9 protein-coding genes are annotated in these 22308 nt (G+C 59.8%); 4 read left to right on the top strand and 5 right to left on the bottom strand.

Annotated elements, in window-relative coordinates; translation table 11 throughout:
* Window positions 1–10: 10 nt before the first annotated feature.
* Window positions 11–820, top strand: a complete 810-nt coding sequence (locus ACA063_RS21075; protein WP_497663237.1) for a substrate-binding periplasmic protein — start codon at window positions 11–13, stop codon at window positions 818–820.
* A gap of 97 nt (window positions 821–917) precedes the next feature.
* Window positions 918–1931, top strand: coding sequence for a GNAT family N-acetyltransferase (locus ACA063_RS21070; protein WP_497663236.1), 1014 nt, complete (start codon window positions 918–920; stop codon window positions 1929–1931).
* 156 nt (window positions 1932–2087) lie between these two features.
* Here the strand turns inward: ACA063_RS21070 and ACA063_RS21065 are convergent, their stop codons facing one another.
* Window positions 2088–2636: an RNA polymerase factor sigma-70 gene (locus ACA063_RS21065; protein ID WP_162436311.1), complete on the bottom strand. Its 549-nt coding sequence runs from the start codon at window positions 2634–2636 to the stop codon at window positions 2088–2090.
* Window positions 2637–3009: 373 nt separating this feature from the next.
* Here ACA063_RS21065 and ACA063_RS21060 point away from each other — a divergent pair, with 373 nt between their 5' ends.
* On the top strand, window positions 3010–15993 hold the full coding sequence (locus ACA063_RS21060; protein ID WP_497663235.1) for a non-ribosomal peptide synthetase: 12984 nt from the start codon (window positions 3010–3012) through the stop codon (window positions 15991–15993).
* Between the two features lie 898 nt (window positions 15994–16891).
* Window positions 16892–17704, top strand: coding sequence for an alpha/beta fold hydrolase (locus ACA063_RS21055; RefSeq protein WP_497663234.1), 813 nt, complete (start codon window positions 16892–16894; stop codon window positions 17702–17704).
* Window positions 17705–17830: 126 nt separating this feature from the next.
* Here ACA063_RS21055 and dsbG read toward each other — a convergent pair whose 3' ends face one another.
* The 4 genes from dsbG to ACA063_RS21035 form a co-directional block, all read right to left on the bottom strand.
* A complete protein-coding gene (gene dsbG / locus ACA063_RS21050; RefSeq protein ID WP_497663233.1) occupies window positions 17831–18601 on the bottom strand; it encodes a thiol:disulfide interchange protein DsbG in 771 nt (256 codons plus the stop codon).
* The gene (locus ACA063_RS21045) at window positions 18577–19443 is read right to left on the bottom strand and encodes a TlpA family protein disulfide reductase (protein WP_497663232.1); all 867 of its coding nucleotides are present in this window, start codon (window positions 19441–19443) and stop codon (window positions 18577–18579) included. Before ACA063_RS21045 ends, dsbG begins: the two co-directional genes overlap by 25 nt.
* Entirely contained in the window at window positions 19443–21179 is a 1737-nt protein-coding gene (dsbD, locus tag ACA063_RS21040; RefSeq protein WP_497663231.1) for a protein-disulfide reductase DsbD, read from the bottom strand. The genes ACA063_RS21045 and dsbD overlap by 1 nt, the downstream gene beginning before the upstream one ends.
* A gap of 205 nt (window positions 21180–21384) precedes the next feature.
* On the bottom strand, window positions 21385–22173 hold the full coding sequence (locus tag ACA063_RS21035) for a hypothetical protein (protein WP_497663230.1): 789 nt from the start codon (window positions 22171–22173) through the stop codon (window positions 21385–21387).
* Window positions 22174–22308 lie beyond the last annotated feature (135 nt).

Here is a 22308-nt window from a genome sequence, read left to right as displayed (position 1 = left end):
AGGTTGTTTGATGTGCTCGCCAATTCGGACGGCCTCGCGATTTTCACTGGCGGCGCTCGCGGCGTTATTGCTCGCTGTGTCATGGACAGTGCCGTCCCAGGCTGGACAGCTGGTGCGCGTCGGCGCTGCGCATTTTCCTCCTTATACCGTGCGTCCCGAGATGGGGGCCGACACCGGCCTGTTGCCGCAATTGATCGAGGCGCTCAACGCCTCGCAAACCGACTACCAGTTTGCGTTGGTGCCAACGTCGATTCCCCGCCGCTTCGGTGACTTCAAGCAAGGTCGGGTGGACATGGCGATTTTTGAAAACCCCGATTGGGGCTGGAAGGACATTCCCCACGTCACCGTCGATATGGGGCTGGAAGATGCCGAGATTTTTGTCGCGCAACGCCAGCCCGACCGACCACAGGACTATTTCTCCGACCTCACCGGTAAACGTCTGGCGGTGTTCAGCGGCTATCACTACGAGTTCGCCAATTTCAATGCCGACCCGAAATGGCTGGCGCAGAATTACAACGCGACGCTGACCTATTCCCATGACAGCAACTTGCTGATGGTCCTGCGGGGCCGCGCAGACATCGCACTGGTGACACGCTCGTACCTGAGTGATTACCTGTTGCGCAACGACAAAGTCGTCGATCAATTATTGGTGTCCGACCGCGTCGATCAGGTCTATCACCACTACGCAATCCTGCGGCCTTCTGCGCCCATCAGTGGCGAAGTCTTTGGCAAGTTGTTGCAAGGTTTGCGCGATAACGGCGCGATGCTGAGGATTTTCTCGCCTTACAAAATCGCCGTGGTGCCGGTGCCTGGCAACTGAATTGCGCCATAGGTCGTGAATTCGCGACTTCTCTTAAATTTCCCTGACCGGCTCACGTCACCTCGTTGAACTGTCGACGATTATCGTGAGCGCTCCCATGCCAATTCTGAATGACCTGATCGCCTTGGCCTTACCGTCAGGCAGCCATCTTGTAGCGGATGAAACCGGAAACCGACTGGTCCTCAGTCTGGCGGGACAGCCGTTGATCCATCTGCGCCTGAATCCTGAGCCCGAGCTACAGGTGCAGGTCGAGGAGGGCTTCAAACGCCCAGACACCGACGCGATCCGGGCCGCCTGTTACTGGTTGTTCGCCCGCGACCCTGCTTGCCAGCGCCTGAACTGGTTGCTCGATGACGTGCCCAATGAGGCGCTCCTCAGCGGTTTGCTGATCAACACCGACGTACCCGGTGAGTACCGCTGCGAGCGCGCGCTGTTTTGGCAACTGACCCGGCCGTGGCTGACACAAGCGCGGGCCCACAGTTTTCCACAGCAGATGATCACCAGTGGCGGCAAGCGTCACCCGTTGCGCGCGGTGAAACCTCAAGGTGAGGTGTATCGCCGCTTTGATGCGCGATTGGGCGCCTGGATCACGTTACGCACTGTCGACATCGACCAAGATCTGGAGCGCTTCAATCGCTGGCAGAACAGTGCGCGGGTGGCGAGCTTCTGGCAGGAGGAGGGCAGCCTCGAACAGCATCGCGAATACCTGACCAAACTCGAATCCGACCCGCACACACTGACGTTGATCGGTTGTTTCGATGATCAGCCCTTCGCTTATTTTGAAGCCTACTGGGCCAAGGAGGATCGTATCGCGCCGTTCTACGACGCCGCCGATTACGACCGGGGTATCCACATGCTGGTCGGTGAAGAAACACACCGTGGCCCACACAAGGTGGCGAGCTGGTTATCGGCGCTGACGCACTATCTGTTTCTCGATGATCCACGCACCCAGCGAGTGGTCGCCGAGCCCCGCGCGGATAATGCAAAGATGATCGGGTACCTGCAGGGGCAGCGTTTTTATTGCGAGAAAGAGTTCGATTTCCCGCATAAGCGCGCGGCGTTGATGGTGTTGGGGCGCGAGCGGTTTTTTGAGCGGTGTGGGTTGGTTTGAGGTGTGAGGCTCGGGATCTTTATTGATCCTGAGGCCGCCATCGCGAGCAGGCTCACTCCCACCTTGAATCTGTTGTGAACACGAAATCCGTGAGCGCCGCAGATTTAATGTAGGAGTGAGCCTGCTCGCGATAGGGGCGACGCAAACTTGCAGGTTTCAGCGACGAGCAAACGTGTCCGCCCGATTCCCCGACACCTTGCGGCAGTGCACGAGCGCATCGCGAATCATGAAGTTCACCAGCGTCGGCGAGACACCCAATTCCTTGGCGATGTCTTTTTGCGGCACACCGTGCAAGCGGTACATCTCGAATGCGTAACGGGTGCGGGTCGGCAGCTCCGTCAGCGCATCGGCGATGTTTTCCAGGGTCGAGAAATTGATGTGCGAGGTTTCCGGCGAAGCACCTTGAATCACCACGTTCAACCCTTCCTCTTCAGGGCCGGAATACTTCTGCTCCAGCGCCTGCTTGCGGTAGTGATCGATCGCCAGGTTGCGCACGATCTGGAACAAGTAACTGAGCTGCGCCTTGAAGGACGATGTGATCTGCGGTGCAGATTGCAGCCTGAAGAATGCATCCTGCACCACGTCTTCAGCGCGGGACCGGCAACCGGTAATGCGCGCTGCAATCTTGACCAGAATCAGTCGATTGTCGACGAATGCCTGAAGTAACGGTGAGTCGCACCTGCTTGTGGATACTTGTTCCGTCATGGAAAACACCCTGCTGCAAATAGGTTAGTGGGGCGGCGCGAAAGACCTGGGCTGCCCTACACATCGAGCGACAAATTATGTTGAATGATAATTATTGTCAATTGAGAAAGAGAATTAATGCTCCGCAAAGGTGCGTTTTGAGAACTGCGACACGCTGACGCACGCCAGCCCCGTTGGCGATCAGCCGTATGACTAATTATTTCAAGATCCCATCCGTTCTCATTGGTGAATGGCTCAGACGTACAGCCCTGGCCAAATCAGCATTCCCAATGCCTTGCGCGGTCGGCGAAGACCGCGTCCTGCATGCCCCCCGAATGGGGCTGACGTAAGAAAACCGATTCCATTTGCAAGCCCACATCTGGCAGGAAACCCCATGACCGACGCGTTCGAACTCCCAGGCAATCTGGTCCAAGCCCTCCAGCGCCGCGCGGCCCTGACGCCGGATCGGGTGGCCTTGCGGTTTCTCGCCGAAACTGCGGATCAATCGGTGGTGCTGAGTTACCACGAGCTGGATCGGCGGGCCCGGGTTATTGCGGGAGCGCTGCAGGCCGAGGCTGAGTTTGGCGATCGTGCGGTGTTGTTGTTCCCGAGCGGACCGGACTATGTCGCCGCCTTCTTCGGGTGCCTGTATGCCGGCGTGATCGCGGTCCCGGCGTATCCGCCAGAGTCGACCCGCCGTCATCATCAGGAACGCTTGCTGTCGATCATCAGCGATGCCGAACCGCGTCTGCTGCTGACCAGTACTGGCCTGCGCGACGCCTTGTCGAAAATCGAAGGTACACCCGCGTTGCTCTGCGTCGACAGCCTCGCCCCGGCATTGGCGGATACCTGGCGCGCGCCGGATCTGCCGGCCGATCACATTGCCTTCCTGCAGTACACCTCCGGTTCCACGGCACTGCCCAAAGGCGTGCAAGTCAGCCACGGCAATCTGGTGGCGAACGAGTTGTTGATTCGCCACGGTTTCGGCATTGATCTGAACCCCGACGATGTGATTGTCAGCTGGTTGCCGCTGTACCACGACATGGGCTTGATCGGCGGTCTGTTGCAGCCGATTTTCAGTGGCGTGCCTTGCGTGTTGATGTCACCGGCGTACTTCCTCGGTCGGCCGTTGCGCTGGCTCGAAGCGATCAGCGAGTACGGCGGTACCATCAGCGGCGGGCCGGATTTTGCTTATCGCCTGTGCAGCGAGCGGATCAGCGAATCGGCACTGCAACGGCTCGATCTCAGCGGCTGGCGAGTGGCGTATTCCGGTTCCGAACCGATTCGTCTTGACACCCTGGAACGCTTTGCCGGCAAGTTCGCTGCCTGCGGTTTTACCCCGGACAGTTTCATGGCGTCCTACGGTTTGGCCGAGGCCACGCTGTTTGTCGCCGGCAGCCCGCGCGGCCATGGCATCGGCACTCTGCGTGTCGATGATCAAGCGCTGGCGCAGAACCGGGCGGAGCCAGGAGAGGGCAGCGCGATCATGAGTTGCGGCATCAGCCAGCCAGATCACGCGGTACTGATTGTCGACCCGCTGGCGCTTAACGAACTGGCTGACAACAGCGTTGGCGAAGTCTGGGCCGCCGGTCCGAGCATCGCCCAGGGTTACTGGCGCAATCCTGAAGCCAGCGCCAAGACCTTCGTCCAGCACGGCGGGCGCACCTGGTTGCGTACGGGCGATCTGGGGTTCATGCGCGACGGCGAACTGTTCATCACCGGTCGCTTGAAAGACATGCTGATTGTTCGTGGCCACAACCTGTACCCGCAAGACATCGAACAGACCATCGAGCGTGAAGTCGAGGTCGTGCGCAAAGGTCGGGTGGCCGCGTTTGCGGTCACGATCGACGGTCACGAAGGCATCGGGATCGCTGCGGAGATCAGCCGCAGCGTGCAGAAGATCCTGCCGCCCGAAGCGTTGATCAAAGCCATTCGCCAATCCGTGGCGGAGGCGTATCAGGAGGCGCCAAGCGTGGTGGCGCTGCTCAACCCCGGTGCGTTGCCGAAAACCTCCAGCGGCAAATTGCAACGAGCGGCGTGCCGTATTCGATTGGCGGACGGCAGTCTCGACCATTACGCGCTGTTCCCTTCAGCAGTCAGCGCCAGCGAGGGGCAAAACGAGTTCGCTTCCGAGCTGCAAACCCTGATCGGTCAGATCTGGTGCGAGCAATTGCAGGTCAAACAGGTCGATGCAGATGATCACTTCTTCCTGCTCGGTGGCAACTCCATTGCGGCGACTCAGGTGGTCGCGCGGCTGCGTGAAGAACTCGGTCTTGAGCTGAACCTGCGCTTGCTGTTCGAAGCCCCGACCCTGGGCGCATTCGCCGACGCAGTCGCCCGCGAACAACAGGACGGCGGACTGGCTCAAGGCGCAATCTCCACCCTGTCGCGCAGTGAACCGATGCCGCAGTCCCTTGCGCAAAACCGATTGTGGATCACCTGGCAGCTCGACCCGCAGAGCAGCGCTTACAACATTCCGGGAGCCCTGCGATTGCGTGGCGAACTGGATGAAGACGCACTGCGCGCCAGTTTTCAGCAACTGATCGAACGCCACGAATCCCTGCGCACGCGCTTCTTCGAACGTGATGGCGTGGCGCTGCAACAGATCGATGTAGCCGGCGTGTTCAACCTGCAACTGATCGACATCAGCGACTTGCCAACCAGCGAGCGAGAGGCTCGCGCGCAGCAGATCCGTGAAGACGAAGCCCATACCCAATTCGATCTGGAGAAAGGTCCGCTGCTGTGGGTGACCCTGGTGCGCCTGGATGATGAGGAGCATCAACTGCTGGTGACGATGCACCACATCATCGCCGACGGTTGGTCGCTGAACGTGCTGATCGACGAGTTCTCGCGGGTCTACGCCGCCACCTCCCAGGGGCAAACCGCAGCGCTTGCCCCCTTGCCGACCCAGTACGCCGATTACGGCAGCTGGCAGCGCCAATGGCTGGCGCAAGGGGAGGGTGAGCGGCAATTGGCCTACTGGAAAGCGCAGCTGGGGACTGAGCATCCGACCCTGAATCTGGCCACTGATCATCCCCGTTCAACAAAGCCAAGCCAACCTGCGGCCCGTCATTCGATCACGCTGGCGACGACCCTCAGCGACGCCATTCGCCGTACGGCCCAGGCCCATGAATCAACGCCGTTCATGCTGTTGCTTGCCGCCTTCCAGAGTCTGTTGCATCGCTACAGCGGTCAGCGCGACATCCGCCTCGGCGTGCCCAATGCCAACCGTCCTCGTCTGGAAACTCAGGGGCTGATCGGGTTTTTCATCAACACCCAAGTGATGCGCGCCGAGGTGGATGCGCGGCTGCCGTTCATTGAGCTGTTGGCGCAAACCCGTCACGCCGCGTTGGGCGCCCAGGCGCATCAGGACTTGCCGTTCGAACAGCTGCTCGAAGCCTTCCCCCATGCCCGGGAACAAGGTCTGTTCCAGGTCATGTTCAACCATCAGCAGCGTGACCTGAGCGCGCTGCGTCGGTTGCCCGGTTTGCTGGCGGAAGAACTGCCGTGGCACAGTCGCGAAGCCAAGTTTGACCTTCAATTGCACAGCGAAGAAGATGCCAAAGGGCGTCTGAGCCTGTCCTTCGATTACGCCAGTGAGCTGTTCGACACCGCCACCATCGAACGCCTGGCGGAGCATTTCAGCAACCTGCTGCGAGACGTTTGCGAGCGACCGCAAAGCGCCATCGGTGACTTGCAACTGCTGTCGCCGAGGGAGCAACAACACCAGTCAACGTGGAGCGTTGCACCGTGCACACCGGCCAGCCAGTGGCTCCCGGAACAACTCAGCGAGCAGGCGCGGCTGACCCCGGAACGCACCGCGCTGATCTGGGACGGCGGCAGCCTGGACTTCACGCAATTGCACACCCAGGCCAACCGGCTGGCCCATTACCTGCGTGACAAAGGCGTCGGCCCGGACGTGTGCGTGGCGATTGCTGCCGAGCGTTCGCCGCAGCTGTTGATCGGCCTGCTGGCGATCATCAAGGCCGGTGGCGCCTACGTTCCACTGGACCCGGATTACCCCACCGAACGTTTGGCCTACATGCTCAGCGACAGCGGCGTGGAATTGCTGCTGACCCAGACCGAACTGCTCGATCGCTTGCCGGCCACCGCAGGCGTCAGCGTGATCGCCATGGACACCCTGCACCTGGAAAGCTGGCCGAGTCACGCACCGGGCCTGCACTTGCACGGCGACAACCTGGCGTACGTGATTTACACCTCCGGTTCCACCGGTCAGCCCAAGGGCGTCGGCAATACCCACGCGGCCCTCGCCGAGCGGCTGCAATGGATGCAGTCCACCTATCGCCTGAACGATACCGACGTGCTGATGCAAAAGGCGCCGATCAGTTTTGACGTGTCGGTGTGGGAGTGCTTCTGGCCGCTGATAACGGGGGCACGTTTGCTGATCGCCGGCCCTGGCGAACACCGCGATCCGCATCGCATCGCCCAGCTTGTCCAACAGTTCGGCGTCACCACACTGCACTTCGTGCCTCCACTGCTTTCATTGTTTATCGACGAACCGCTCACCGCCGAATGCACCAGCCTGCGCCGGGTATTTTCCGGTGGTGAGGCCTTGCCCGCGGGGCTGCGTAACCGCGTGCTGGAATACCTGCCGGCGGTGCAATTGCACAACCGCTACGGCCCGACCGAAACCGCGATCAACGTCACCTATTGGCATTGCACCCTCACGGACGGCGAGCGTTCGCCGATTGGCCGACCGTTGGGCAACGTTGTCTGCCGGGTGCTCGATCACGATCTCAATCCCGTGCCGGCCGGTGTGCCGGGTGAGTTGTGCATCAGTGGTATCGGTCTGGCCCGGGGCTATTTGGGACGTCCTTCGTTGACCGCCGAGCGTTTTGTCGTGGATCCGTTGGGCGAGCAGGGCGCCCGCCTGTACCGCACCGGCGACCGGGCACGCTGGACAGCAGAGGGCGTTATCGAATACCTCGGGCGTCTCGATCAGCAGGTCAAGTTGCGTGGTTTTCGTGTCGAGCCGGAAGAAATCGAAGCACGGTTGCTGGCTCAGGACGGCGTCGCTCAAGCCGTCGTGCTGGTGCGTGAAACAGCAGCTGGTGGACAGTTGATCGGCTATTACACGACCACGGGTTCCTGCGAAGATAGCGATGCACAAAACCAGCGCCTGAACGCCGCATTGGCAGCCGAGTTGCCTGAATACATGGTCCCGGCGCAATTGATGCGGCTGGACGAAATGCCCTTGGGCCCGAGCGGAAAACTTGATCGTCGGGCGCTGCCTGAACCGCACTGGCAGGTTCGCGAACACGTCGAACCGGTCAGTGCCCTGGAACAAAAGATCGCCGGCATCTGGCGCGAAGTGCTGGGCCTTGCGCAAATCGGTCTGCGTGATGACTTCTTTGCCCTGGGCGGTCATTCGTTGCTGGCCACGCAAATCATTTCTCGCACACGTCAGGCCTGCGATGTCGAGTTACCGTTGCGAGCGTTGTTCGAGAACAGCGAGCTGGGCGCGTTTGCCGAACAGGTCCGGTTGATTCAGGCCAGCGGGAAAACCAACCAGCAACCACCGATTGAAAAAGTCGACCGCAGCCAACCGGTGCCCTTGTCCTATTCCCAGCAGCGCATGTGGTTCCTCTGGCAGATGGAACCGGACAGCCCGGCATACAACGTCGGTGGCATGGCGCGGTTGCGCGGGGTGCTTGATGTCGGGCGCTTCGAGGCGGCGTTGCAGGCGTTGATCCTGCGCCACGAAACCCTGCGCACCACGTTCCCGAGCATCGACGGTGTGGCCAGGCAACAGGTGCATGAGCACACCGGCATGCGCATGGAGTTTAAGGATTTCACCGCGCTGGATGCCGAGGGTCGTGAATGGCAGGTCCAGCAACTGGCTGACGACGAGGCGCACAAACCTTTCGATTTGGAAACCGGGCCACTGCTACGCGCGTGCATGGTCAAGACCGGCGAGTTGGAGCACTACCTGGTGCTGACCCTGCACCACATCGTCACAGAAGGCTGGGCGATGGATATCTTTGCCCGGGAATTGAGCGCGCTCTACGAAGCCTTTGTGCAGGACCGCGAATCGCCGCTGGCGCCGCTGCCGGTTCAATACCTCGACTACAGTGTGTGGCAGCGTCAGTGGCTGGAGTCTGGTGAACGCCAGCGTCAACTGGACTACTGGACCGCGCAGCTGGGCCGTGAACATCCGCTGCTGGAATTGCCCTCCGACCGCCCGCGTCCACCGGTGCAAAGCCATCAGGGTGAGTTGTTCCGTTTCGACCTGAGTGATGACCTTGCCGCACGGGTTCGAGCCTTCAATGCGCAGAACGGCCTGACCCTGTTCATGACCATGACGGCCGCATTGGCGGTGCTGCTTTACCGCTACAGTGGCCAGACCGACTTGCGTATTGGCGCGCCGGTGGCCAACCGGATTCGTCCTGAAAGCGAAGGGCTGATTGGTGCCTTCCTCAATACACAGGTGCTGCGTTGCCAGCTCGACGGCCAGATGTCCGTTGGCGAACTGTTCGATCAGGTCCGCCATACCGTCATCGAAGGCCAGTCCCATCAAGACCTGCCGTTCGATCATTTGGTGGAAGCCTTGCAGCCACCGCGTAGCACGGCTTACAACCCGCTGTTCCAGGTGATGTGCAACGTCCAGCGCTGGGAATTCCAGCAGAGTCGTACCCTGGCGGGCATGACTGTTGAGTACCTGGCCAATGATGCGCGTGCGACCAAGTTTGATCTCAATCTGGAAGTCACCGACCTCGATCATCGGCTCGGTTGCTGCCTGACCTACAGCACCGATTTGTTCGACGAACCACGCATTGCGCGCATGGCCGGGCATTGGCGCAACCTGCTCGAAGCCTTACTCAGCGATCCGCAACAGCGCCTCAGCGAGCTGCCATTGATGGACGCCACTGAGCAGCAACAATTGCTCGACAGCCTTGGTGTCGAACCGGGGGAGCATCGTCTTGACCAATGCATTCATCACCTGTTCAGCGAGCAGGCACTTATTCGAAAAGATGCGCCGGCACTGACGTTCGCCGGGCACTCCCTGAGCTATGCCGAACTCGACAGTCGGGCCAATCGCCTGGCCTGGATGCTCCGCGAACGCGGTGTCGGCCCGCAGGTGCGCGTCGGTCTGGCACTTGAACGTTCGCTGGACATGGTCGTCGGCCTGCTGGCAATCCTCAAGGCCGGCGGCGCCTATGTGCCGCTGGACCCGGAGTATCCGCTGGACCGTTTGCATTACATGATCGAAGACAGTGGCGTCGGTTTGCTGCTCAGCGATGCGGCGATGTTCAAGGCGCTTGGCCAACTGCCGGCGAATGTGGCGCGTTGGTGCCTCGAAGACGATGCCGCTGAACTGGCGAATTACCCGACCAGTGAGCTGCCATTCATCAGCCTGCCGCAGCATCAGGCGTACCTGATCTACACCTCGGGCTCCACCGGCAGACCGAAAGGCGTGGTGGTGTCCCACGGCGAAATCGCGATGCATTGTCGTGCGGTGATCGAGCGCTTCGGGATGCGCCCGGACGATTGCGAACTGCACTTCTATTCCATCAATTTCGACGCTGCCACCGAGCGGTTGCTGGTGCCGTTGTTGAGTGGCGCGCAGGTGGTCTTGCGTGCCCAGGGACAGTGGGACGCGGAAGAAATCTGCGGTCTGATTCGTCGCCACCGCATCAATGTTCTCGGTTTCACGCCAAGCTACGGCAGCCAATTGGCGCAATGGCTGGCCACCCGAAACGAAACCCTGCCAGTGCGCATGTGCATCACCGGTGGTGAAGCCCTGACCGGTGAACACCTGCAACGCATTCGTGCGGCGTTCAAGCCGAGCCTGTTCTTCAATGCCTATGGGCCGACTGAAACCGTGGTCATGCCGCTGGCCAGCCTGGCTCCGGAGCAATTGGAAGAAGGCCTGGGCAGTGTGCCGATCGGCAGCGTGATCGGCGCTCGCGTGGCCTACATCCTTGATGCCGACCTGGCCTTGGTGCCACAAGGTGCCAGCGGCGAGTTGTACGTTGGCGGTGCCGGTCTGGCGCAGGGGTATCACCAGCGTCCGGGCATGACGGCCGAGCGGTTTGTGGCGGACCCGTTTGCCGCCGACGGCGGGCGCCTGTACCGCACCGGTGACCTGGTTCGCCAGCGTAACGATGGGCTGGTGGAGTATCTGGGACGTATCGATCATCAAGTGAAGATCCGTGGCTTCCGCATCGAACTGGGCGAGATAGAAACCCGTTTGCTCGAGCATGAATCCGTGCGTGAGGCTGTGGTGCTTGCACTGGACGCACCCAGCGGGAAGCAATTGGTCGGCTACGTGCTGACCGATACCGCCGCGCAGGATGACTTGCAACAGGCTTCGCTGCGTGACGCGCTCAAGGCTCAGCTCAAATCCCAGCTGCCGGACTACATGGTGCCAACCCACCTGATCCTGCTGGCTCACTGGCCGCTGACCGCCAACGGCAAACTGGATCGCCGCGCGTTACCGGCGCCGGATCCCGAGCTGAACCGTCAGCAATACGTGGCGCCAGGCAACGCGCTGGAACTGACATTGGCCGGTATCTGGTGCGAGATGTTGAACGTCCCGCAGGTCGGTCTCAATGACAACTTTTTCGAGCTGGGCGGTGATTCGATCCTGTCGATCCAAGTGGTCAGCCGCGCACGACAACAGGGTATTCACTTCAGCCCGCGGGACCTGTTCCAGCACCAGACGGTGCACACCCTCGCTGCCGTCGCGACCCGCACTGAGCAGGCCACGGCCGAACAAGGTTTACTGACGGGCGAATCGCGCCTGACACCGATCCAGCATTGGTTCTTCGACAGCGAAATCCCTGAGCGCCAACACTGGAACCAGGCCTTGCTGCTGGAACCGGCCGAGACGCTGGAACCTCATCGTCTTGAGCAAGCGCTGCTGGCGGTGATCGCACAGCACGACGCCTTGCGCCTGCGTTTCACCAACGTCGCTGGCCACTGGCGCGCCGAACACCAGGCGGAATCTGACGTCCCGGTGCTCTGGCAAGTACGGGTGAAATCCATGGACCAGTGCACGGCGATGTTCGCCGATGCCCAGCGCAGCCTCGACCTTGAACAGGGGCCGCTGGTTCGTGCGCTACTGGTTGACGGTCCGCAAGACCAGCAGCGATTGTTCATCGCCATTCACCACTTGGTGGTGGACGGGGTTTCGTGGCGCGTATTGCTGGACGATGTGCAAACGGCTTATCGCCAACTGGCCTCGCAGCAAGCGGTCCAGTTGCCGGCGAAAACCAGCGCCTTCAAGGACTGGGCCGCACGCTTGCAGGCTTACGCCGGCAGCGAGTCACTGCGCGAAGAATTGAGTTGGTGGCAGGTGCATCTGGCAGGTCCACGCGCCGCGTTGCCGTGCGCGCGCCCTGAAGGTGGACGGCAGAATCGTCATGCCCAAACCGTCAGTGTGCGCCTCGACAGCGAACAGACTCGCCAATTGCTGCAACAGGCGCCGAGTGCCTACCGCACTCAGGTCAATGACTTGCTGTTGACCGCATTGGCGCGCGTGTTGTGCCGCTGGAGTAATCACGAATCGGCCTTGATTCAATTGGAAGGCCATGGCCGCGAAAGCCTGTTCGATGACATCGATCTGACCCGCACCGTGGGTTGGTTTACCAGTGCGTACCCGTTGCGGCTGACGCCGGCGAACAGCCAGGGCGACTCGATCAAGGCGATCAAGGAGCAATTGCGTGCTGTGCCGCACAAAGGTCTGGGGTATGGCGTGCTGCGCTACCTCGCCGATGATTCGTGCCGTACTGCCATGGCGGTTTTGCCGTCGGCGCAGATCACCTTCAATTACCTCGGTCAGTTCGACCAGAGTTTTGCCGATGATGCATTGTTCCGTCCGCTGGACGAGCCGGTTGGCGCTGCCCATGACCCGAAAGCACCGCTGCCGAACGAGCTGAGCGTCGACAGTCAGGTCTACGGCGGCGAGCTGGTGTTGCGCTGGACGTTCAGTGCCGAACGCCACGATCCACACACCATCACCGAGCTGGCGAACGCCTACCTGGGTGAGCTGCAAGCCCTGATCGAGCATTGCCTGCGCGACGATGCGGGCGGCCTGACGCCGTCGGATTTCCCATTGGCCAGACTGACCCAGGCACAACTCGACGCGCTGCCCGTGCCCGCTGCGGTCATCGAGGATGTTTATCCCCTGACACCGATGCAGGAAGGCATGTTGCTGCACACCCTGCTGGAACCGGGCACCGGGCTGTATTACATGCAGGACCGTTACCGCATCAACAGCGAGCTTGATCCGCAGCGGTTCGCCGACGCCTGGCAAGCGGTGATCGCGCGTCACGAAGCCCTGCGTGCCTCGTTTTGCTGGAACGTCGGTGAAGACATGCTGCAGGTTATCCACAAGCCGGGCAGCACGCCGATCGAGTTCCTGGACTGGACCGATGTCGCCGACACCGAGCAAGAACCAAAGCTGCAGGCACTGCTTAAAAGCGAGCGCGAGGCCGGTTTCGATCTGCTTGATCAGGCACCGTTCCACCTGCGGCTTATCCGGGTTGGCGCCGCGCGCTACTGGTTCATGATGAGCAACCACCACATCCTGATCGATGCGTGGTGCCGTTCGCTGCTGATGGACGATTTCTTCGAGATCTACACCGCCCTGGGCGAAAATCGCCAGGCACAACTGGCCGTACCACCGCGTTATCGCGACTACATAGGCTGGCTGCAACGCCAGAGCCTGGAGGAGGCTCGGCAATGGTGGAAAAACAATCTGCAAGGCTTCGAACGGACCACGCCGATCCCGAGTGACCGACCCTTCCTGCGCGAACACGCCGGTGAAAGTGGCGGCATGATCGTGGGCGACCGCTACACCCGACTGGATGCCCGGGACGGTGCGCAACTGCGCGAATTGGCCCAGGCCCATCAGTTGACCATCAACACCTTTGCCCAGGCGGCGTGGGCCTTGGTATTGCGGCGTTTGAGCGGTGATCGCGATGTGCTGTTCGGCGTCACGGTGGCCGGTCGTCCGGTGGAGATGCCGGCGATGCAGCGCACGGTCGGGCTGTTCATCAACAGCATCGCGCTGCGGGTGAAAATGCCCGAAGACGATCAGCGCTGCAGCGTTCGCCAGTGGCTCAGTGGCTTGCTCGACAGCAACATGCAGCTGCGCGAGTACGAATACCTGCCGCTGGTGAGCATTCAGGAAAACAGCGAACTGCCCAAGGGCCAGCCCTTGTTCGACAGTCTTTTCGTGTTCGAAAACGCCCCGGTGGAAGTCTCGGTGCTGGACCGTGCGCAGAGCCTCAACGCAACCTCGGATTCTGGACGCACCCACACCAACTTCCCGCTGACGGCCGTGTGCTATCCAGGCGACGACCTGGGCTTGCACCTGTCTTATGACCAGCGCTTCTTCGATGCGTCCACGGTCGAACGCATGCTCGGCGAGTTCAAACGCTTGCTGTTGGCGCTGGTGGAGGGGTTCTATGGCGACATGGCCGACTTGCCGCTGCTGGGTGCCGAGGAAGAGGACTTCCTGATCCACGGTTGCAACCAGAGCGAGCACGATTATCCGCTGGAGCAGGGCTACGTTGCGCTATTCGAAGCGCGGGTTGCTCAGCATCCGCAGCGCGTGGCCGCCAGTTGCCTGGATCAACAGCACAGCTATGCCGAGCTGAACCTGTGCAGTAACCGGCTGGGTCATGCCCTGATCGCGGCCGGTGTCGGGCTGGATCAACCGGTGGCGTTGCTGGGCGAACGTAACCTTGATTTGCTCGGCATGATCATCGGCAGCTTCAAGGCCGGGGCGGGTTACCTGCCGCTGGACCCGGGACTGCCAAGCCAACGCCTGAGCCGGATCATCGACCTGAGTCGCACGCCATTGCTGGTGTGTACTGAGGCGTGCCGTGCACAAGCTGTCGCGCTGCTGGACGCCTGCGGCTGTGCCAATCGACCTCGCTTGCTGGTCTGGGAAGAGGTGCAGGCGAGTGACGCACCGGTGACCAATCCCGGGCGCTACAGTGGTCCGGACAATCTGGCGTATGTGATCTACACCTCCGGTTCCACCGGTTTGCCCAAAGGTGTGATGGTCGAGCAGCGCGGCATGCTCAATAACCAGTTGAGCAAGGTGCCATACCTGGACCTGAGCGATGCCGACGTGATCGCGCAGACGGCTTCGCAAAGCTTCGATGTTTCGGTCTGGCAATTCCTCGCCGCGCCGTTGTTCGGCGCACGGGTCGACATCGTGCCCAACACCATCGCCCACGATCCGCAGGGGTTGCTGGCACACGTTTCGGCGCAAGGCGTCACCGTGCTGGAAAGCGTGCCGTCGCTGATTCAGGGCATGCTTGCCCAGGAACGCATGAGCCTTGATGGCCTGCGCTGGATGCTGCCGACGGGCGAGGCCATGCCGCCGGAGCTTGCCCACCAATGGCTTGTGCGTTATCCAGACATTGGGCTGGTGAATGCTTATGGCCCGGCGGAGTGCTCGGATGACGTGGCGTTTTTCCGTGTCGATTCGGCCTCGACCCGCGGCAGCTATTTGCCGATCGGTACACCGACCGACAACAACCGTTTGTACCTGCTCGATGGCGCGCTGGAGCTGGTGCCGCTGGGCGCGGTGGGCGAGTTGTGCGTTGCCGGCACGGGTGTCGGACGTGGCTATGTAAGTGATCCGCTGCGCACCGCGCAAGTCTTCGTACCGAACCCGTTTGGTGCTCCGGGGGATCGTCTGTATCGCACGGGCGATCTGGCGCGGCGTCGCAGCGACGGCGTGCTGGAGTACGTCGGGCGAATCGACCATCAAGTGAAAATTCGCGGTTACCGTATCGAACTCGGTGAAATCGAAGCGCGCCTTCACGAACAGCCGCACATTCGCGAAGCAGCGGTCGGCGTACAGGACGGCGTCAACGGCACGCACCTGGTCGGCTATCTGGTGGCGGCTGATTCGACGCTCAAACCGAACGAACACCTGGAACGCATCAAACAACACCTGCGCACCGAACTGCCGGAATACATGGTGCCGTTGCACTGGTTATGGCTGGACCGGATGCCCCTCAACGCCAACGGCAAGCTCGATCGCAAAGCGCTGCCGGTGCTGGAAATCGGCCAATTGCCGAACCAGGATTACCAGGCACCGCGCAATGCGCTGGAGCAGACGCTGGCAGAAATTTGGGCGCAAGTGCTGAAGGTCGACAAGGTTGGAGTGCGCGACAATTTCTTCGAACTGGGCGGGCATTCGCTATTGGCGACGCAAATCGCATCCCGGGTGCAAAAATCGCTGCAACGCGATGTACCGTTGCGAGCCATGTTCGAGTGCAGCACGGTAGAGGAACTGGCCGTGTACATCGACGGGTTGGCGGTGAACGATATGACCGAAGAGAAGGCGGATCGGCTGAATGACTTGATGGCGGAGCTGGAGGGATTTTGATTTGCTTTGGATCTGCTTTGGATTTTCTTGCCCCCTGGGAAGGCCGAGTGCAGGTTTTGCGCAGTGGGCAACCCGGCATGGATGCCGGGTTAGCCGCGCCCGGCCATGGATGGCCGATCGCGGCGGGCCCACGGAGCAGGACCGGAGCGAGGGTATGCCGAGCCTTAGCGAGGCACCGTACGAAAGGGGCAAGAGCGTTTGGTTACTTGGCGCTTTTCCAAGTGACTCGCTGTAAAAGCGAAACCAATAGCAGCCGTAACCACACGAATGGATATGTACACCAGCAAGAATCTCACCGCCAATCAGACCGTCATCGCCGGCAGGCCAGCTCCCACAGTTTGATCCGGGTGCATCAGCGAAATACACATCGACTGTCAGGCCGCCATCGCTGGCAAGCCAGCTCCCACAGTTTGGTCCGGGTGCATCAGGGAAATACTCATCGGCTTTGAGGCCGCCGTCGCCGGCAAGCCAGCTCCCACAGTTTGGTCCGGGTGCATCAGGGAAATACACATCGACTGTCAGGCCGCCATCGCTGGCAAGCCAGCTCCCACTGTTTGATACGGGTGCTTCAGGGAAATACTCATCGGCTTTGAGGCCGCCATCGCCGGCAGGCCAGTTCCCACAGTTTGGTCCGGGTGCATCAGGGAAATGGTCATCGGCTGTCAGGTCGCCATCGCCGGCAAGCCAGCTCCCACAGTTGATCTGGGTACATCAGGGGAATGTTGGTTGGCGGTTGGGTCGCCATTGCGAGCAATCTTTGTCCCTACGATTGATCGGGGGTATTCAGGAAAAGTAGGGTCTGAAGTGTGCCAGTTCGTTTGACACACTTTACGCATTGACTGACAAATCCAACTGGCAGAGCCTGCCTGCTCGATATTTTTTACCAAGGAAAAACCGGATGCCCTTCGCAACCATAGACGGACAACCCCTTCACTACATCGATCAAGGCAAGGGCCCGGCAGTATTGTTGGCTGGCAGCTACCTCTGGGATCAAACCATGTGGGCGCCCCAGATTACCGCGTTGTCACAACACTACCGGGTGATCGCCCCGGACCTGTGGGGTCACGGCCAATCCGGACGCTTACCGGACGGCACCAGCTCACTGGACGACATTGCACGTCAGGCGCTCGAACTGCTGGATCACCTGGACATCGAACGCGTCACGCTGGCAGGGCTTTCAGTGGGCGGCATGTGGGGCGCGCGACTGGCGCTGTCTGCACCGCAGCGAATGAACGGGTTGGTGTTGATGGACACTTATGTCGGTATCGAGCCCGAGCCGACTCGCCAGTATTATTTTTCGTTGTTGAAGCAGATCGAAGAGGCTGGAGTCATCACACCGTCGTTGCTGGATATTGTGGTGCCGATCTTCTTCCGTCCTGGTATCGATCCACAGTCGGCGCTGTATCAGAATTTCCGTGCGTCGCTGGCGGCATTGCCGGCGGATCGTTTGCGCGAAAGCGTCGTGCCGATGGGGCGGATTACCTTTGGTCGAGAAGACCTGATGCCACGCCTGAGCGAGCTCAACCCCAAGGCCACGCTGGTGATGTGTGGCGATCAGGACACCCCAAGGCCACCCCACGAAACCCGGGAAATGGCCGAACTGATCGGCTGCCCATACCTGCTGGTGCCGGAGGCGGGGCATATTTCCAATTTGGAGAACCCGGCGTTTGTCACTGAAGTACTGCTGAAGTTTCTTGGCGAGAGAGCCTGATCGTCCTCTCACATTCATTGAAAAGATCGCAGCCTGACAAACTCTGTAGGAGCTGCCGCAGGCTGCGATCTTTTGATGTTGGAGCGAATCGGCTTCGGTCGGCGACTTACGTAAGACGCAATGAAATTATTTAGGCCCGAGGATCTTCGCCAGTTTATCCGGCGACGGCGCACCTTGCTGCTGTTGCAACTCGCCCTTGTCGTCCATGTAGAAAATTGCTGGCGTCGCAGACAACTCCAGGTCTTCCATCAATTGCATGTTTGCCGCGAGCTTTGCCTGAATCGCCGGCGGTACATCTTTCAGCGCTTTCAGTGTACTGGCCTTGCCGGATTTTTCATGTTCCTGGAGGGCTTTGACCGGGTCCTTGGCGGCCAGCAACGCAGCGGATTTCCCCGGACTGTCTTCGCGAATAATACCGACCATGATATGTCGCAACTGCACTTTACCGGCCTTCACCCACGGACGCGCCTGTTCCCAGAACATGTTGCAGTAAGGACAGTTCGGATCGCTGAACAGGTACACCACACGAGGCGCGTCCTTGTTGCCATCAGCGATCCAGTTGCTTGCTTCCATCTTGGCCCACACTTCCTTGGACATCGGTGCGTACACCAGCTTTTGCAACGGCGCGGTGCTCAGGTCGTTGCCGTCGGCGTCATACAGATTGCCCAGCAACACGTGTTTACCGTCCGGGGTGAGGTACAGCGCCATGCCGCGGTTCTGGTATTGCGCGGCGTAACCACGCAGACCGTCCGGCGCGTCGAACTGGCCTACGATTTTCGCGCCCTTGGCTTCGATTTTCTTGATTGCTTCAGGCAGTTCTTCGGCCGCGTGCACGGTCGGCAGGTACGCAAGGGCGGTGCCCAGGGTCAACGTCAGCAGGTGGCGGAGGCGGGGCATGGCAGTTTCCTTGAAGAGGGGGCCGATTCGGCAGGGTTCGGGGTGTCAAAGTTTTCGAGGGCGCGGGCCAGGCTGGCTTCCGACAACTCACCCAGATGGCTGGCCAGCAGGCGGCCTTCGTTGCTGTAGAAAAGGGTTGTTGGCAATGCCATCGAACCGACGGCCTGGCCCAGGCGGCCGCCGCTGTCGAACAGCACATTCGACAGGCTCAAACCCTGGGTTTCCAGGTAGGTACTGACGCTTTGCATGCTTTCGCCCTGATTGACGAACAGAAACGTCAGGTCCTGGCGTTGCTGCTGGGCATTTTCCAGCACCGGCATTTCCCGACGGCAGGGTGGGCACCAGGTGGCCCAGAGATTGATGACCAGCGGGCCGCCCTTGTAGTCGGACAATTGCATGGTTTCACCGGCGGCATTGCGCATGGTGATGTCCGGAAGGCGAGTCCCTTGTTCGTAAATGCTCAGGGAGAACGTCGCCAGAAGCCAGAATGCCAAGCCGCTGGCGACACCAAAGCCCAGTGGACGGCGCAGGCCCGGGCGCCGCCAGCCGCGATACAGGGCGGCAAGCAGCAGCGTGATAATCCCGGGCCAGGCGAGGAAGCCGCCGTCACGCAGGTCGATGACTTGCCATGGATCGTTGCGGTAGTGCGTCCAGTAGACCGCCACAAAACTGATCCGGGCCGCCAGCATGCCGATCAGAAACAGACTGAACAACGCGGACTCGGGGTTCTCGCCACCGCGTTTGGCCACCCGCCAACCGATGAAGGTCGCCAGTGCCAGGGCACTGATCAGCAGCAGGTGATTAAGCGCGATGGCAAATGTACCGAGCGTAAAAGTCAGCATTAGCGGGCTTCTCGGGTGGTAGTCCAACGTTGCAGGAAAGTGTTGGCATCGACCTCACCGGTGATGCGCTGGCTGCGACGCTCCTCGCCATCGGCACCGATCCACAGGAAGCTCGGCGGCCCCGGAACCTGGTAACGGCTGAGCAATTCACGGCTGGCGGCATTGTCGGCAGTGACGTCCAGCCGGAGCAAGCGTACATCGCCCAGTGCTTCAAGCACTTGAGGTTTGCCGAAGACCTGTTTTTCCATGACTTTGCACGACACGCACCAGTCGGCGTAGTAATCCAGCAGCACCCATTGACCTTGAGCCTTGGCCGCGTCCAGTTCCCGCTGCAGGTGCGCAGGGTCCTTGATCGTGGTGAAGGCATAATGACCCGTTGGGCGTATGGCACTGCCCGAGTTGGAAGCGCTGTAAACCTGCAATGGCTTGAACAGGTCATCGCTACCACCTGCAGCCCCGATCACCAACAGGCTGCCCCACAAACCCAGCAGTAAAGAGCCGGCGCCGAAGACATGGGCGGTGCGACCGAACCCGGCTGATTGACGCCAGGCGCTGTAGGCGGCGATCAACAGCAAGGCACCCCACAAACCGACCCACAGTGATTCATCCAACACTGGACGCAGCATCAGCAGGGCAGTGGCGAGAAACAGGAAGCCGAAGACGCCTTTAAGCAGATTCATCCACGCGCCGGGTTTGGGCAGGAAGCGATTGCCGACGGTGACCAGCAACAACAGCGGCACGCCGATACCGATGCCCATGGCGAACAGGATCAGCCCGCCGTGCAACGCGTTACCGCTTTGCGCGATGTAGAGCAGGGCGCCGGCCAAAGGAGCGGTCATGCACGGGCCGACCAGCAAACCGGACACGGCCCCCAGGACGCCCGCGCCTATCAGGCTGCCACCACGCTGATTGCGCGAGACATTCTCCAGGCGATCACGCACGGCAACCGGCAGTTGCAGCTCAAAGAAGCCAAACATCGGCAATGCCAGCAGCACAAACACGGCAGCAAAAGTGCCCAACAGCCAGGGATTCTGCAGCAGCGCCTGAAGGTTCGCGCCCAGCATTGCAGCGAGTACGCCCATGGCCGCATACACCAGCGCCATGCAGATGACATAGCTGCTGGCCAAGGCGAAACCACGTTTAGGTGAGGCGCCACTGCCAACGATCAAACCGGCGAGGATTGGCAGCATAGGCAAGGTGCAAGGGGTGAAGGCCAGCAGCAGTCCCAAACCGAAGAACACCAGCAGGCTCCAGCCCAGTGCCCGCTGTTGCAGGCCACTGGCCAAGGCTTGATCCGGCGCTTCGCCAGTCGCAGCCGTGGCAGCTTTTCCGCCCAGATCTACAACCTGGGTTTGCGGTGGATAACACAGACCGGCATCGGCGCAACCCTGGAAGCCGACCTTGATCTGGCCCGTGGCACCGGCCGGAATTTTCAGCTCCAGGCCTTGGCGGTAGACCTGCTGTTCGCCGAAGAACTCGTCGCTGTGGGATTCACCCTGGGGCAGCACGGGTTTGTGTTCTGCGGGCAACCCGTCGAATTTGAGGCGTTGCTGGTACAGATAGTAGCCATCGGCGATCTGCCAATAGAGCTGTGTTTCACCCGACTCCAGGCGTTCAGAGGTGAAGACAAACGCTTTGCCGACGGGAAGAAAGTCAGGTTTGGTATCGAACGGATTGACCCCGGCCTGGGCCACACCCGAGATCAGGAGAACGAAAAATAAAAACAGACGACGCATGGCTAGGCCTTATCCCTATGCAAGTGGTATGCACAATGGAGGGCGACGATTAACCGGTGATTAACCGCCGCGCAATGCTGCCAGGGTCATCGGAGCTCAATCAGGTTCTGACCGGTTTTGTGTTCGGTTTGCAGAGCGAATAGAAACAAACCTGATTTTCAGGCAAGTGACATGCACAAAAGGGGAAGGCTTAACCCGAGATTAATTACTTTTCCTCATGACTGTTTCCGAAATTCGGCAACAGATCTAGAATTTCAGCACTTATAAATGGTTCGGGTTCTGCGTCGCGTAAAAGGCCGGGCCAATTGCGGTTGTCGATTTTCGCCGGGCCATAGGCGACTTTGTTTTCCGGGATGTTGTAGGTGATATACTCGTTATCGGTCAGGAAAATATAAAGATAACTGTCGGCAAACGTTCGATCATTTTGTGCTGCGGTTATTATTCGGTGTTTGTAAGGCGCCAAGCCAGGCCATGTACTGTCGTTGATGGGCTCCACTGTCAATCTTTCGGCCAACGTATAATTTCTTACATGTCTATTAGTCAGTGATTGGCCATTGCTCATGAGGAAACGGTATGAATTTGGGCCGGAGAATGGGTTATCCCACCATGTGCCTGCAATTATATTTTTGAAATACGGAAGAATATCGTGCCATCTGGAGTGTTGTACGGTGCCGAAGTGGCTAACGTTGTCTTTGTCCTGATCATAACAGCAAAACATGGGTATCTCTTTATTGTAAAAGAAAAGCCAAAGCAGGTCGTGGTCGGGGTTTTCCGGATTTCTTCCGCTACTGGTCGCGAAACCAAATCGAAGGTCTTTGATGTGCTTGTGAAAGTCATGCCAGTTATTGTAGTTGACCGGTGTAGGGTGCCCGTCGAGCGTTGCGTTATCACCGATATTGAATCGGCTGTACGTATTGTCATCCTTGAAGAAGAAGTAAATTCTATCTTTTCCAGATCGCCAGTCGACGGCGACAAAATTTTTTAATATTTTCATGGTCGAATCCTTTCAGTCGAATGTTCATTGTTTTCTTGTGGTACGTTTTAATTCGGTTCGTGGCTGTATCAGTGTTGCTGTTCGCTGGTTTTATATTAATATTTTATCTTGATGTCCAGAATGGTTTGTAAGTGT

The organism is Pseudomonas sp. LBUM1643, assembly GCF_059716215.1.
This window is presented reverse-complemented; position numbering and strand designations above follow the sequence as displayed.

Bases quoted from the DNA above. Each gene is read 5' to 3' on its own strand.
- ACA063_RS21070 (WP_497663236.1), top strand. From the start codon at position 918: ATGCCAATTCTGAATGACCTGATCGCCTTGGCCTTACCGTCAGGCAGC.
- ACA063_RS21055 (WP_497663234.1), top strand. From the start codon at position 16,892: ATGCCCTTCGCAACCATAGACGGACAACCCCTTCACTACATCGATCAA.
- ACA063_RS21060 (WP_497663235.1), top strand. From the start codon at position 3,010: ATGACCGACGCGTTCGAACTCCCAGGCAATCTGGTCCAAGCCCTCCAG.
- dsbG (WP_497663233.1), bottom strand. From the start codon at position 18,601: ATGCCCCGCCTCCGCCACCTGCTGACGTTGACCCTGGGCACCGCCCTT.
- dsbD (WP_497663231.1), bottom strand. From the start codon at position 21,179: ATGCGTCGTCTGTTTTTATTTTTCGTTCTCCTGATCTCGGGTGTGGCC.
- ACA063_RS21075 (WP_497663237.1), top strand. From the start codon at position 11: ATGTGCTCGCCAATTCGGACGGCCTCGCGATTTTCACTGGCGGCGCTC.
- ACA063_RS21065 (WP_162436311.1), bottom strand. From the start codon at position 2,636: ATGACGGAACAAGTATCCACAAGCAGGTGCGACTCACCGTTACTTCAG.
- ACA063_RS21035 (WP_497663230.1), bottom strand. From the start codon at position 22,173: ATGAAAATATTAAAAAATTTTGTCGCCGTCGACTGGCGATCTGGAAAA.
- ACA063_RS21045 (WP_497663232.1), bottom strand. From the start codon at position 19,443: ATGCTGACTTTTACGCTCGGTACATTTGCCATCGCGCTTAATCACCTG.